The following is a 12,713-nucleotide window of genomic DNA, read 5'->3' as shown; positions in this document are numbered from 1 at the left end:
GGCCATGGCGCGCTTCGCCCTGGTCCTCCACGCCCACCTCCCCTACGTGCGGGCCCACGGGATGTGGCCCTTCGGGGAGGAGACCCTCTACGAGGCTGTGGCCGAGACCTACCTCCCCCTCATCCGGGTCCTGGAGCGGCTTCGCGCCGAGGGGGTGGAGGCCCCCTTCACCCTGGGGATCACCCCGATCCTGGCGGAGCAGCTCGCCGACTCCCGGATCAAGGAGGGGTTCTGGGCCTACGCTAAGGACCGCCTGGAGAGGGCCCAGGGGGACTACCTGCGCTATAGGGGCACGGAGCTCGCGGGGAGCGCCCGCCACCAGGTGGCCTTCTGGGAGCTCACCCTGGACCACTTCCACCAGCTTGGGGGCGACCTTCTGGCGGCCTTCCGCCGGGCCCAGGACCGGGGCCAGGTGGAGCTCGTCACCTCCAATGCCACCCACGGCTACTCCCCCCTTCTGGGCTACGACGAGGCCCTCTGGGCCCAGATCAAGACCGGGGTCAACACCTACCGCCGCCACTTCGCCAAGGACCCCACGGGCTTCTGGCTCCCGGAGATGGCCTACCGGCCCAAAGGGCCCTGGAAGCCCCCCGTGGAAGGCCCCCCGGAAGGGGTGAGGCCCGGGGTGGACGAGCTTTTGATGCGCGCCGGGATCCGCTACACCTTCGTGGACGCCCACCTGGTCCAGGGGGGTGAGCCCCTCTCCCCTTACGGGGAGGCCGCCTTGGGCCCCGTGGAGAGCAGGGAGGCCACCTACCACGTCCACGAGCTGGAGTCGGGCCTTAGGGTCCTCGCCCGCAACCCGGAGACCGCCCTCCAGGTCTGGAGCGCGGATTACGGCTACCCGGGGGAGGGGCTTTACCGGGAGTTCCACCGCAAGGACCCCATTTCCGGCCTCCACCACTGGCGGGTGACCCACCGCAAGGCCGACCTCGCGGAGAAGGCCCCCTACGACCCGGAGGCGGCCTTCGCCAAGGCGGAAGAGCACGCCCGCCACTTCGTGGCCCTCCTGGAGCGCCTCGCCGAGGGGCGCCCCGAGGGGGTCATCCTCTCCCCTTACGACGCCGAGCTCTTCGGCCACTGGTGGTACGAGGGGGTGGCCTGGCTCGAGGCCGTCCTGAGGCTTCTCGCCCAAAGCCCCAAGGTCCGGCCCGTGACCGCGCGGGAGGCGGTGCAGGGGCCCGCGGTGCGGACCGCCCTCCCCGAGGGCTCCTGGGGCCGGGGTGGGGACCACCGGGTCTGGCTCAACGAGAAGACCCTGGACTACTGGGAAAAGGTTTACCGGGCGGAGGGGGCCATGCGGGAGGCGGTGCGCCGGGGGGTCCTCCCCGAGGGGGCGTTGCGCCAGGCCATGCGCGAGCTCCTGCTCCTCGAGGCCTCCGACTGGCCCTTCCTCATAGACACGGGGCAGGCGGAGGCCTACGCGCGGGAGCGGTACGAGGAGCACGCCCGGGCCTTCTTCCACCTCCTTAAGGGGGTCTCCCCCGAGGAGCTTAGGGCCTTGGAGGAGCGGGACAACCCCTTCCCCGAGGCCAATCCCCGCCTCTACCTTCAAGAGGGGGCTTGATGGAAGAGGTGCGCCACGCCGTCCTCCAGTTCCGCCCCGAGAAGAGCCGGATTGGGGAGAGCCTGGCCCGGCTTAGGGCCCACCTCGAGGCCCTCCGCCCCCACGCCCCCCAGGTGGTGGTCCTGCCCGAGGCCGCCCTCACCGGCTACTTCCTCCAGGGAGGGGTAAGGGAGCTCGCCCTCACCCGCCACGAGCTTTTGGAGCTCCTGGTGGGCGTTTACGAGGAGGTGGGGTGGGAAGGGGTTTTGGACGTGGTGGTGGGCTTCTACGAGCGGGACGAAGGGGCCTACTACAACAGCGCCGCCTACCTGGAGCTTCCCCACCGCGTGGTCCACGTCCACCGCAAGGTCTTCCTCCCCACCTACGGGGTCTTTGACGAGGAGCGCTACCTGGCCCGGGGAAGGCGGGTGGAGGCCTTTAGGACCCGGTTCGGGAAGGCGGCCCTCCTCATCTGCGAGGACTTCTGGCACTCCATCACCGCCACCCTCGCCGCCCTGGACGGGGCCGAGGTGATCTACGTGCCCGCGGCGAGCCCGGCCCGGGGCTTCCAGGGGGGGTATCCCGAGAACGTGGCCCGCTGGCGCACCCTCGCCCAGGCGGTGGCGGCGGAGCACGGGCTATATGTGGTGGTGGCGAGCCTGGTGGGGTTTGAGGGGGGGAAGGGGATGAGCGGGGGAAGCCTGGCGGTGGGGCCGGACGGGAGGGTCCTGGCCGAGGCCCCCCTTTTTGAGGAGGCGGCCCTCCTCTTCGCCCTGGACCGGGGGCGCATCGCCCCGGTGCGCTACGAGAGCCCTCTTCTCTCCGACCTCGAGGCGGGCCTGCCCCTGCTTCTGCCCGACCTGCAAAGGGTCTTAGGGAGGCGGGATGCGGATACTTGAGGCGCCCAAAGCCCAGGAGGTCCTGGAGCTCAACTGGCTTCTGGTGGCGGACTTCCTCACCCGTTTTATCCGGGAGGAGCTCGCCTGGCGGGGGTACGAGAAGGCCATCGTGGCCGTCTCCGGCGGGGTGGACTCGGCCACCACCCTGGCCCTGGCGGTGCGGGCCCTGGGGGCGGAAAGGGTCCACGCCCTCTTCCTGCCCTACCGGGAGAGTAGCCCCACCTCCCGGGAGCACGCCCAGCTGGTGGCCAAAACCTTCGGCGTGGCCCTGGAGGAGGTGGACATCACCCCCATGGTGGAGGGCTACGCCGCCCTCACCCCGGACCTCACCCCCCACCGCAAGGGAAACGTCATGGCCCGGGCGCGGATGATCGTCCTCTTTGACAAGTCCGAGGCCTACAAGGCCCTCCCCCTGGGCACGGGGAACAAGACGGAAAGGCTTTTCGGCTACTACACCTGGCACGGGGACGACACGCCCCCCGTGAACCCCCTGGGGGACCTCTACAAGACCCAGGTCTGGCGGCTCGCCGAGTACCTCGGGGTGCCGGAGGCGGTGGTGAGGAAGCCTCCCACCGCCGACCTCATCCCCGGCCAGACGGACGAGGCCGATTTGGGGGTGCGCTACCTCCGGGCCGACGTGATCCTGGAGCACTACCTGAAGGGCTACCCCGACCAATACATCCTGGGCCTGGGCTTCACCGAGGAGGAGCTTAGGCGGGTGAAGGAACGGGTGAACCGCACCCACTGGAAAAGGGCCTTGCCCACGGTGGCCCTCCTTTCCTCCACTGGCATAGGGGAGTTCTACCTGAGGCCCTTGGACTACCGCCCTTAGGAGGCCCTTATGGCGCGCAAGGTGGGAAGCGCGGGGAAGACCCTCGCCCGAAGGCTGGGACGGATCGCCCTGGTGCTCTTGGGTTTCGGCTTCGCCATCTGGCTCCTCGTCAAGCTCCTCGCCCCCTGGATGGGGGCCCTGGCCCTTCCCCTGGCCTTCTTGGCCGTGGTGCGCCTGCTTCAGGACAAGGAGGTGGAGCGCGAGGTGGTGGCGAAGGCGCGGGGCTACTTGGGGGAGGCCCGGGTGGGCCGGGTCCTCGAGGCGCTCCCCTCCCCTTGGCGGGTCTTCCACGACGTGGACTTGGGCGGGGAGAACGCCGACCACGTGGTGGTGGGTCCCGCCGGCGTCTTCAACGTGGAGGTGAAAAACTACACGGGCCCCATCCGGGCCACGCCCCAGGGGCTTTGGGTCCGGGGGGAGCGCCGGGACGACCTGGTGCGCCAGGCCTGGCGCCAGGCCCACAAGCTTCGGGAGCTTTTGGGAGTGGAGGTGGAGCCCCTTTTGGTCTTCGTGGGCGGGCGCCTGGAGGGGCGCCGGGTGGGGCGGCTTCCCGTCCTGCCACCGGAGGAGGTGGGGCCCTACCTCAGGGGCCTCCCCCTGCGCCTGAGCTTTACCGAGGCCCAGCGGGTGTCCAAGCTCTTGGAAGGGAGGGTGCGCTGATGGAGGACCTGGAGCTCAAGCGCCTCTTGCAGCAGGCCAAGACCATCGCCGTCCTCGGGGCCCACAGGGACCCTTCCCGCCCCGCCCACTACGTGTCCAGATACCTTTGGGAGCAGGGCTACCGCGTCCTCCCCGTGAACCCCCGCTTCGCGGGAGAGGAGCTTTTCGGGGAAAGGGTGGTGGGAAGCCTCCGAGAGCTTCAGAGCCCCGTGGACATCCTGGACGTCTTCCGCCCCTCTTCCGCCCTCATGGACCACCTTCCGGAGGTCCTCGCCCTCGGGCCCGGCCTGGTCTGGCTCCAGCTCGGGATCCGCCACCCGGGGTTTGAAAAGGCCCTGGAGGAGGCGGGCATCCCCGTGGTGGCCGACCGCTGCCTCATGGTGGAGCACAAGCGCCTCTTCCGGGGGCCCCTTCCCCTCTAGCCGTGGAGGCCTGGCAGAAAGCCCTCCTCGCCTGGTACCGGGAGAACGCCCGCCCCCTCCCCTGGCGGGGGGAGAAGGACCCTTACCGCGTCCTGGTCTCCGAGGTCCTCCTGCAGCAGACCCGGGTGGAGCAGGCCATTCCCTACTACCGCCGCTTTCTGGAGCGCTTTCCCACCCTGAAGGCCCTGGGGGAAGCCCCCCTGGAAGAGGTCCTTAGGGTCTGGCAGGGGGCAGGCTACTACCGGCGGGCGGAACACCTCCACCGCCTGGCCCGAAGCGTGGAGGCGCTTCCCCCGAGCTTCGCCGAGCTTCGGAAGCTCCCCGGCCTCGGGTCCTACACCGCAGGGGCGGTGGCCTCCATCGCCTTCGGGGAACGGGTAGCGGCGGTGGACGGGAACGTCCGGAGGGTCCTCTCCCGCCTCTTCGCCTGGGAAAGCCCCAAGGAGAAGGAGCTTTTCGCCCTCGCCCAGGGCCTCCTCCCCGAGGGCGTGGACCCGGGGGCGTGGAACCAGGCCCTCATGGAGCTCGGGGCCACGGTCTGCCTGCCGAAAAGGCCCCGCTGCGAGGCCTGCCCCTTGGGGGCCTTCTGCCGGGGGAAGGAGGCCCCCGGGCGCTACCCCGCGCCCAGAAAGCGCCGGGCGAAGGAGGAGCGCCTTACCGCCCTCGTCCTCCTCGGGCGGAGGGGGGTGCACCTGGAGAGGCTTGAGGGGCGCTTCCGAGGCCTCTACGGCGTCCCCCTCTTCCCCCCTGAGGAGCTTTCCCGGCGGGAGGCGGCCTTCGGGGTGCGCTCCTTTCCCCTGGGCGAGGTGCGCCACGCCCTCACCCACCGGAGGCTTCTCGTGGAGGTGCGGGGGGCCCTTTGGGAGGGAGAGGGGGAGGACCCCTGGAAAAGGCCCCTACCCAAGCTCATGGAGAAGGTGCTCCGCCAGGCGCTTCCCCTCCTCGCTCATGTGGGCGTAGTCCCCCTCCCGGACGCATAGGCCCACGGCGTAAAGCCCCTCCAGGCGCTTGAGGCGGAAGGTCTTTTCCTCCCACTCCTCGGGGTGGAAGGCCAGGTAGCGCACCCGGTAGCCGGGGGTGGAGGGGGTTTCCGGCACCTCCCCCTCCCGCTCCACGAAGCGGAAGCCCAGGGCCTCGAGGTCCTCGTGGAGGTCGGGGTAGCTCGCCTCGGAAAGCCGGCCCGCCTCCTCCACCACCCCGCCCAGGAAAAGCCTCGCCCCGAGGAAGCTCCCCACCGCGAGCACCACCCTTTCCGCCCGGGCCGGGGGGCCCTCCCAGGTCCTGACCCCCACCACCCGGTTGCCCTCCAGGAGAAGCCCCGTGGCCGTGGCCTGGAAGAGGTGGAGGGGTTTGAGGCCTTCCAGGAGGTACTTGGCCCGGGCGTGGAAGGCCCAGACCCTTGGGTCCTCGGGGTCGTAGGCCCGTTCCAGGAGGCTTCCCGGGGGAAAGGGGGGTTTGGGGGGCAGGAAGGGCATCATCACCGCGTCCAGGCTCTGGGTGAGGAGGCCCACCCGCACCCCCCTTTGCGCGAGCCAAAAGGCGGCCTCGGCCCCGGAAAACCCCGCGCCCACGATGAGGACTGGGTACGCCGTCATACGCTAAAAGCCTAACCCCCTGGGTCCCAAGGGCCCAGGGGGAAAGCCTGGCGGGCCGTGAAGGACTCGAACCTCCAACCCCCGGTTTTGGAGACCGGTGCTCTGCCAGTTGAGCTAACGGCCCCCGCCATGAGGGATTGTAGCACACCTGGGCCCGGGGGCCAAGGGTCCTGGGCGCGAGCTTCCTGATGGCGCCGGTGAGCGCCTGGAGGAGTTCTGGGCGGACTTGAGGGGCCCAGGCCCTCTACCAGGAAAGGGCCGTCCTGGGAGCGGGGGCGGAGGGAGACCGTCCGCTTCCTTCCCCACCTGCGGGAGGACCCGAGCTCCGCCGCCCCCGGGCGGGCACGGAGAGGCCGCCCCCTACGCCGGTCAGCCAGCCCAAGGGGTGGCTTGACGGGCAAGACAGTATCAATCCCCTTACGGGGCTCAAGCTCTTGCAACTCTACCCCCCTCAGAACCCCGTCCTGGACGGCACCGCTAGAGGGGGGGGTTTGTGAGAAAGATGAAGCTTGGAATATGCACACGGCGAATAACGGGGTTTTTCGGGGGTTTGGGCCGATGGCAAGCCACAGGAGGAAGGGGCGATGAGAAGGGGAAAGCGCATATTCGCCTTCGGCAAGAGGAAAACTGGCTTTCAAGGTCCCCACCCGGAGGTCCGGGTTAGGGGGAGTATAGCACACACCGCAACGTTGGGCCAGGTCAAAATTTCGGTGAAGAAAGGGCTCCTACACTGAGCTTTGTTTTTCAAAGTTCAAAGAAAGCCAGTTGCATCGTAATTTTGCTGACAAGTATAGCCAAGGCCCGCTCTATCGCCAGAGGTAAAAGGGGGTGTAGCGCCCCCGCCCCAAAAGGGCCGCCTTCAGCCGCTGGGCCTGCACTCCTAGGGGGTGGCTCACCCCCTCCAGGAGGAGCCTTCCCCGGCGCAGGCGCAGGGTGGAGGGTCATGAGAAGAGGGGCCAGGGGGGGAAGGGGTTTCAGGCGCTCGTCCAGGACCTTCATGCCCCCGTTATGGACCCCTTAGAATGGACCCATGCGAAGGGCGGCCTTTGCCCTGGCCCTGGGCCTCGCCCTGGCCCAGCCCACCCACACCGTGGCCCCCGGGGAGACCCTTTATTCCATCGCCCGGCGCCACGGCACCACGGTGGAGGAGCTCATGCGCTTAAACGGCCTGGAGAGCTTTCTCCTCCAGCCCGGCCAGGTGCTCAGGCTCCCTGAGAAAGCCCCCGCTTCCCGGGTGCACGTGGTGGCCCCGGGGGATACCCTCTTTTCCTTGGCCCAGCGCTACGGCACCACGGTGGAGGAGCTCATGCGCCTAAACGGCCTCGCCTCGGCGGACCTCAAGGTGGGCCAGAGGCTCCTCCTCCCCGGGGCTCAGGCCGAGGGTGGGAGCACCCCCCCAGGCCCTACCCCCGAAGCCCCCTCGCCTTCCCCTCCTCCCGAGGACTACGACCCGGAAAGCCCCCTCCTCCGGGCCGTCCTCCGCTACCTGGGGGTGCCCTACAAGTACGGGGCGAACTCCCCGCTTTCCCTGGACTGCTCGGCCTTCGTGGCCCAGGTCTACGCCGAGCTGGGGGTGGCCCTCCCCCGGACCAGCAAGGAGCAGTACCAGGCCTTCCCCCCTGCGGAGGCCCTGCGCCCGGGGGACCTGGTCTTCTTCAGCTTCGGGGGTAAGGAGGTGGACCACGTGGGGATCTACCTGGGCCGGGGGGTCTTCGCCCACGCCTCTAGCTACGGGAGCCGGGTGGTCATAGAGAGCCTCGAGGCCCCCTTCTACCGGAAGGCCTACCGGGGGGCGAGGCGGGTCATGGCCAGTCCGGCACCTCTCCCCGGGCCTTCCGCAGGGCGGTGAGGAGGGCTTCCCCCGGCCTCCCCTCCCCCCGGAAGGCCCGGGCCTCCTCCTCCAGCCAGGCCTCCCCCTTGCGGAAGAGCACCCCCCGGGCCTCGGCCAAGGCCTCCTCCAGGAGGGCCCCCAGGGAGTAGAAGGGGGTCCCTTGGGGCAGGTCCGGGTCAAACCCCTGCCGGGAAAGGACCTTCCCGTAAGGCTTCTCCCGGGCCTCCATGGTGCCCCCCTCGGCGAAGTAGCGCCTCAGGACCCGGTTCCAGTCCCCCACCCGGCTGTAGGGGGCCATGGCCCGGTAGGCCTCCTCGAGGTCCTCCTCCGTGTAGGGGCGGTAGCGGTCCTCGTGGACCACGAGCCTTCGGGGAAGCCTGGGCCTTGGGGGGCCCTCCTCGTCCGGCACCCCCACGGCAAGCCCCACCACCGGGAGGACCCCAGGGGGAAGCCCGAGGAGGTCCACCAGGGCCTCCACCCCGTTCAGCACCCCGCCGACGAAGCAGACCCCATACCCCAGGGCCTCGGCGGTGAGGGCGAGGTACGAGGCGGCGATCCCCGCGTCCAGGATGGCGAAGTGGAGGGCGGTCCTGGGCCAGAAGGCCATCCTCTGCCCCCGGTGGGCGAGGAGGCGCTCCAGGCGGTGGACGTCCGCCAGGAAGACGAAGAACTCCGCGGCCTGCCTGATGTGCTCCTGGTCCCCGGAGAGCCGGGCCACCTCGTCCCGAAGCCTTGGGTCCCGTATGCGGACCGCCGAGTAGAGCTGGGCGCTCGCGTCCGTGGGGGCCCGTTGCAGGGCGAAGAGGAGCTTCTCCAGGTCCTCCTCCGGGATGGGCGAGGGCTTGAAGCGCCGCACGCTTCGCCTTTTGGCGAGGATGGGTGAAAGGTCCATGGGGGCAGGATAAAGCCTCGGATCGGTCCCCGGTCAACCTGCGGGCATCCCCTTGTCTAGGAGGACAAGGCCTTCACGGGCGGCCTCCCCCACGAGGCCGATTTCTCCCTTGCGGACCTCCCATTCCTCGGGGGTGAGGGCCACGTAGTCCACGTTTCTCAAAGGCAAGCACCCCTGTAAGAGTTGGACTCGACTCAGGTAGTCCATGCCCCGGAAGGCGGGGGAAACCACGAGGAGGTCCCAGTCGCTTTCTTCCAAGGCCTCCCCCCTCGCCCGGGACCCGAAGAGGAGGACGCGGGTGAGGGGAAGGGGAGCCTCCGCCAGGAGCGCTCTCAGCTCTTGGAGATCGCCTCTTCCACCCATGCCAGGATGGCCTTTGCCGCCTCCACGCGTGCGGTCCCCTGAGGCTTCGCGTAGAGCTTTGCGGGCACCGTTCCGGCCACATCGGGATACCGGCTCAAGGTGTAGTCAGGGGTAAGGAGCCTGGCCCCTTCCTGCACATGCTCGGGAGCCTGAAGGTGTTCGGCTAAGGAAAGGAGGTCGTGGGAGCGGGGAAGGATACGGAGCTGCTGGATATGGAGAGCCTTTAACGCCTTTTCGGCAACCGGATGCGCGAAAAAGGCCGCCGCATAGTACCGATCCCGCTCCAGGAGGACGGTGGCCGTGATCAGGTCTTCCCTGGCCTGGAGCAGGAGGCGCTCGGCCTCGAGGCGCATCCCCTTTATCCTAGCAGGTCCCCTCTAGAGACCGAGGAGGCGCAGGTACGCCCCCCAAATGGCCTCCCCGAAGAAGAAGGCCACCACCCCCCCAAGGGCCAGGTAAGGCCCAAAGGGAAGCTTTCTTTGGCGGAGGAGAAGGCCGAGGAGGGCCCCGGCGAAGACCCCCAGGAAGAGGGCGAGGAAGGCGTAAGGGCCAAGCCAGGCGCCAAGGGCCCCTAAAAGCTTCACGTCCCCGTAGCCCATGGCCACGGGCTCCTCGTCTTCCTCGGGAAGGGGCCGGAAGGCCCAGTAAAGCCCCCCGGCGAGGGCGAGCCCCCCGGCGGCGAGGAGGCTTCCCTTTAGGCTTTCCAGGAGGTCCAGGCCCAGGGCGGGGGCGAGGAGGAGGGCGAGGGGCAAAAGGGGCAGGGTGAGCCGGTCGGGGAGGACCACGGGGCGGCCCGTGCGGGCGGAGAGGGCCCAGGCGAGGAAGGCGAGGGCCATGCCCACCCCTGGCCCCAAAAGCGCCCCGAAGAGGGCCGCCATGTGCACCTGGTGGGGGCCCACGGGGACCTCGGGCCTGCCCTCCCTAAAGCGCCTCAGGAAAAAGTTCCCGTACCCCGCCACCAGGCCAAGCCCCCCGGCGGCGAGGAGGGCCCCGTCCAGGCTCTCCCTAAAGGGGAGGGGAAAGGCCAGCGCCCAGGAGGCCAAAAGCCCCAGGAAGAGGAGGCCATAGGTGAGGGGGTCGGGAAGCTCAAAGGTGTCCAGGTCAATGAAGGCGAGGGCCACGAGGAAGGCGAGGAAGAGGAAGACCAAGAGGGCCTCCACCCCAGGGGGGTAGAAGAGGCCCGCCAGAAGGAAGAGCCCCCCCGTGAGGGCCTCCACCAGGGGGTAGCGGGGGGAGATGGGACGGGCGCAGTAGCGGCACCGCCCCTTTAGGGCGAGGTAGGAGAGGACGGGCACCAGGTCGGAAGGCCCCAGGCGGTGGCCGCAGTGGGGGCAGCGGGAAGGGGGGTAGACGATGGACTCCCCCCGGGGCAGGCGGTGGAGGACCACGTTCAGAAAGGAGCCCACCACAAGGCCGAGGACCAGGGCGAGAAGGGGCCACATGAGGGCATTTTACGGGGTGGCCCGGCTTTCACGGCGCTTTTAAGGGTTTGGGTGTAGGATGGCCCCGTGACGCCGGAAACCGCTTACCAGAACCTTTTGGAGTTCCAGAGGGAAACCGCCTACCTGGCCTCCTTGGGCGCCCTCGCCGCCTGGGACCAGCGCACCATGATCCCCAAGAAGGGGCACGAGCACCGCGCCCGGCAGATGGCCGCCCTGGCCCGCCTCCTCCACGCCCGGGCCACCGACCCCCGCCTCGAGGCGTGGCTTGAGCGGGTGGAGGGGAGCCCCCTGGTGGCCGACCCCCTCTCGGACCCGGCGGTCAACGTCCGGGCCTGGAGGCTCGCCTACCAGCGGGCCCGGGCCATCCCCGAAAGGCTCGCCGTGGAGCTGGCCCAGGCCAGAAGCGAGGGGGAGACCGCCTGGGAGGCCCTCCGCCCCCAGGACGACTGGAAGGGCTTCCTGCCCTACCTCAAGCGCCTCTTCGCCTTGGTCAAGGAGGAGGCGGAGATCCTCAAGGAGGTGGGCCCAGACCCCCTGGACCCCCCCTTCGGGGAGCTTTACGATGCCCTCCTGGACGGGTATGAGCCGGGGGCGAGGGCCAAGGACCTCGAGCTCCTCTTCGCCCAGCTGCGCCAGGGGCTTCAGGGGCTTCTGGACCGCATCCTGGGGAGCGGGAAGCGGCCTGACACCTCCATCCTCCACCGCCCCTTCCCCGTGGAGGCCCAACGGACCTTCGCCCTGGAGCTCCTTTTGGCCTGCGGGTATGACCTCGAGGCGGGCCGCCTGGACCCCACCGCCCACCCCTTTGAGATCTCCATCGGCCCCGGGGACGTGCGCATCACCACCCGCTACTACGAGGACTTCTTCAACGCCGGCATCTTCGGCACCCTCCACGAGATGGGCCACGCCCTCTACGAGCAGGGCCTGCCCAGAGAGCACTGGGGCACCCCGAGGGGGGAGGCCGTCTCCCTCGGCGTCCACGAGTCGCAAAGCCGCACCTGGGAGAACCTGGTGGGCCGCTCCTTGGGCTTCTGGGAGCGCTTCTTCCCCCGGGCCCAGGAGGTCTTCGCGAGCCTAGGGGACGTGAAGCTCCAGGACTTCCACTTCGCCATCAACGCCGTGGAGCCCTCCCTCATCCGGGTGGAGGCGGACGAGGTCACCTACAACCTCCACATCCTGGTGCGCCTGGAGCTGGAGCTCGCCCTCTTCCGCGGGGAGCTTCCCCTGGAGGACCTCCCCGGGGCCTGGGAGGAGAAGTACCGGGCCTACCTTGGGGTGGCCCCCAAGGACTACAAAGATGGGGTCATGCAGGACGTGCACTGGTCCGGGGGCATGTTCGGCTACTTCCCCACCTACACCCTGGGCAACCTCTACGCCGCCCAGTTCTTCCAGAAGGCGGAGGCCGAGCTCGGCCCCCTGGAGCCCAGGTTCGCCCGGGGGGACTTCCGGACCTTCCTGGACTGGTCCCGGGCGAGGATCCACGCCGAGGGAAGCCGCTTCCGCCCCCGGGCCCTGGTGGAGCGGGTCACGGGCGCGCCCCCGAGCGCCCTGCCCTTCTTGGGCTACCTGGAGCGGAAGTACGGGAGCCTTTACGGCTTCTGAGGGTCCAAGGCCGAGGGGCACTTGCGCTAAAGCCAACGCCCGGGCGCTTAGGCCCCCTGGGGCTTGCCCCTCGGCCAGGCGGAAAGCAGGGCGAGGAGGAGAAGGAGGTGCAAACAGTTGAAAAATAACGCACCCTACTTCACCCTAACGCTCAAACGCTCCCGCTTTGCGGCACCTCACCCTAGCGAACTCCCCCAATGTAAAGCCCACAGACGGGTATACTCCCTTACAGGAGGCCCCAGGTGAAGGCCAAGCCTAAAGCCACGCGGGAGCGCACCTCAAAGGAGAGGGCGAAGGCCTTCACCGGAGTCCAAGCGCTTCTCGTCTTCCCTTCCGAAGAAGACCGCAAGGCCACCCTGGACCTCATGCGCCGCTTCTCCGCCGCCGTGCGCTACGCCTACAACCGCCTCCTGGAAGGTCAAACCAGGGAGGAGCTCAAACGGGCAGACGGTTTCCTCTGCACCTCCTTCCGCCTCAACACCCGCTACGCCGACGACGCGATCCTGAAGGCCCAGGCTGTCCTGGACTCCGCCAGGGAGAGAGGAGAGAACCCCCGGAAGGTGGTCTTCGGGGGGAGAAAGCTCTTCCAACAGCTCAAGCGCAGACACCTCTCGGGTAAGCCTCTGAAG

The 12,713-nt window shown here is 69.0% G+C and carries 13 protein-coding genes, 1 tRNA gene and 1 pseudogene; 9 read left to right on the top strand and 6 right to left on the bottom strand.

Annotation, left to right across the window (positions count from 1 at the left end):
* The first annotated feature begins 4 nt into the window (after positions 1-4).
* From BLP62_RS01070 to mutY, 6 genes are read left to right on the top strand one after another with little or no spacing between them, the layout of a single operon-like run.
* Positions 5-1,567 (top strand): 1,4-alpha-glucan branching protein, encoded by a 1,563-nt coding sequence (locus BLP62_RS01070; RefSeq protein ID WP_093005016.1) that lies wholly within the window; start codon positions 5-7, stop codon positions 1,565-1,567.
* On the top strand, positions 1,567-2,445 hold the full coding sequence (locus BLP62_RS01065; RefSeq protein ID WP_093005014.1) for a nitrilase-related carbon-nitrogen hydrolase: 879 nt from the start codon (positions 1,567-1,569) through the stop codon (positions 2,443-2,445). The genes BLP62_RS01070 and BLP62_RS01065 overlap by 1 nt, the downstream gene beginning before the upstream one ends.
* Positions 2,432-3,277 (top strand): NAD+ synthase, encoded by an 846-nt coding sequence (locus BLP62_RS01060; RefSeq protein ID WP_093005012.1) that lies wholly within the window; start codon positions 2,432-2,434, stop codon positions 3,275-3,277. Before BLP62_RS01065 ends, BLP62_RS01060 begins: the two co-directional genes overlap by 14 nt.
* Before the next feature lie 9 nt (positions 3,278-3,286).
* Entirely contained in the window at positions 3,287-3,937 is a 651-nt protein-coding gene (locus BLP62_RS01055; RefSeq protein WP_093005010.1) for a nuclease-related domain-containing protein, read from the top strand.
* Complete coding sequence (locus tag BLP62_RS01050) at positions 3,937-4,359, top strand: CoA-binding protein (protein WP_093005008.1); 423 nt, start codon at positions 3,937-3,939, stop codon at positions 4,357-4,359. Before BLP62_RS01055 ends, BLP62_RS01050 begins: the two co-directional genes overlap by 1 nt.
* 2 nt (positions 4,360-4,361) lie before the next feature.
* Positions 4,362-5,339 carry an A/G-specific adenine glycosylase MutY gene (gene mutY / locus BLP62_RS01045; protein ID WP_093005006.1) on the top strand — a complete coding sequence of 326 codons (978 nt, stop codon included), beginning with the start codon at positions 4,362-4,364 and terminating at the stop codon, positions 5,337-5,339.
* Here the strand turns inward: mutY and BLP62_RS01040 are convergent.
* Together BLP62_RS01040 and BLP62_RS01035 are read right to left on the bottom strand one after the other, a co-directional pair.
* Positions 5,256-5,954, bottom strand: coding sequence for an FAD-dependent oxidoreductase (locus BLP62_RS01040; RefSeq protein WP_093005004.1), 699 nt, complete (start codon positions 5,952-5,954; stop codon positions 5,256-5,258). The genes mutY and BLP62_RS01040 overlap by 84 nt on opposite strands.
* A gap of 48 nt (positions 5,955-6,002) precedes the next feature.
* Positions 6,003-6,078 (bottom strand) — tRNA-Trp (locus tag BLP62_RS01035).
* A 906-nt stretch (positions 6,079-6,984) separates the two neighbouring features.
* Here BLP62_RS01035 and BLP62_RS01025 point away from each other — a divergent pair.
* Positions 6,985-7,803 (top strand): C40 family peptidase, encoded by an 819-nt coding sequence (locus BLP62_RS01025; protein WP_093005003.1) that lies wholly within the window; start codon positions 6,985-6,987, stop codon positions 7,801-7,803.
* On the opposite strand, the gene BLP62_RS01020 is transcribed toward BLP62_RS01025, so the two are convergent.
* The 4 genes from BLP62_RS01020 to BLP62_RS01005 all read right to left on the bottom strand — a co-directional run bounded on the left by BLP62_RS01020 (position 7,757) and on the right by BLP62_RS01005 (position 10,482).
* The gene (locus BLP62_RS01020) at positions 7,757-8,677 is read right to left on the bottom strand and encodes a nitroreductase family protein (protein ID WP_093005001.1); all 921 of its coding nucleotides are present in this window, start codon (positions 8,675-8,677) and stop codon (positions 7,757-7,759) included. The genes BLP62_RS01025 and BLP62_RS01020 overlap by 47 nt on opposite strands.
* A 33-nt stretch (positions 8,678-8,710) precedes the next feature.
* Positions 8,711-8,935, bottom strand: a complete 225-nt coding sequence (locus BLP62_RS01015; protein ID WP_241374114.1) for a hypothetical protein — start codon at positions 8,933-8,935, stop codon at positions 8,711-8,713.
* A 74-nt stretch (positions 8,936-9,009) separates the two neighbouring features.
* Positions 9,010-9,393 carry a HEPN domain-containing protein gene (locus BLP62_RS01010; RefSeq protein ID WP_093004998.1) on the bottom strand — a complete coding sequence of 128 codons (384 nt, stop codon included), beginning with the start codon at positions 9,391-9,393 and terminating at the stop codon, positions 9,010-9,012.
* A gap of 24 nt (positions 9,394-9,417) precedes the next feature.
* Complete coding sequence (locus BLP62_RS01005; protein ID WP_093004996.1) at positions 9,418-10,482, bottom strand: prepilin peptidase; 1,065 nt, start codon at positions 10,480-10,482, stop codon at positions 9,418-9,420.
* Between the two features lie 66 nt (positions 10,483-10,548).
* On the opposite strand from BLP62_RS01005, the gene BLP62_RS01000 reads away from it, so the two are divergent.
* Positions 10,549-12,084, top strand: a complete 1,536-nt coding sequence (locus tag BLP62_RS01000) for a carboxypeptidase M32 (protein WP_093004994.1) — start codon at positions 10,549-10,551, stop codon at positions 12,082-12,084.
* Between the two features lie 242 nt (positions 12,085-12,326).
* Positions 12,327-12,713: pseudogene (locus BLP62_RS00995) on the top strand (IS200/IS605 family accessory protein TnpB-related protein); the annotation flags it as partial.

The organism is Thermus arciformis, from assembly GCF_900102145.1.
Taxonomy (GTDB): domain Bacteria; phylum Deinococcota; class Deinococci; order Deinococcales; family Thermaceae; genus Thermus; species Thermus arciformis.
The sequence above is the reverse complement of the archived record's forward strand: the minus strand, read 5'-3'. Positions and strand labels throughout refer to the sequence as shown.

Coding starts and splice junctions, on each gene's coding strand:
- BLP62_RS01065 (WP_093005014.1), top strand. CDS start 1,567: ATGGAAGAGGTGCGCCACGCCGTCCTCCAGTTCCGCCCCGAGAAGAGC.
- BLP62_RS01040 (WP_093005004.1), bottom strand. CDS start 5,954: ATGACGGCGTACCCAGTCCTCATCGTGGGCGCGGGGTTTTCCGGGGCC.
- BLP62_RS01070 (WP_093005016.1), top strand. CDS start 5: ATGGCGCGCTTCGCCCTGGTCCTCCACGCCCACCTCCCCTACGTGCGG.
- BLP62_RS01005 (WP_093004996.1), bottom strand. CDS start 10,482: ATGTGGCCCCTTCTCGCCCTGGTCCTCGGCCTTGTGGTGGGCTCCTTT.
- BLP62_RS01055 (WP_093005010.1), top strand. CDS start 3,287: ATGGCGCGCAAGGTGGGAAGCGCGGGGAAGACCCTCGCCCGAAGGCTG.
- BLP62_RS01020 (WP_093005001.1), bottom strand. CDS start 8,677: ATGGACCTTTCACCCATCCTCGCCAAAAGGCGAAGCGTGCGGCGCTTC.
- BLP62_RS01050 (WP_093005008.1), top strand. CDS start 3,937: ATGGAGGACCTGGAGCTCAAGCGCCTCTTGCAGCAGGCCAAGACCATC.
- BLP62_RS01060 (WP_093005012.1), top strand. CDS start 2,432: ATGCGGATACTTGAGGCGCCCAAAGCCCAGGAGGTCCTGGAGCTCAAC.
- BLP62_RS01010 (WP_093004998.1), bottom strand. CDS start 9,393: ATGCGCCTCGAGGCCGAGCGCCTCCTGCTCCAGGCCAGGGAAGACCTG.
- BLP62_RS01025 (WP_093005003.1), top strand. CDS start 6,985: ATGCGAAGGGCGGCCTTTGCCCTGGCCCTGGGCCTCGCCCTGGCCCAG.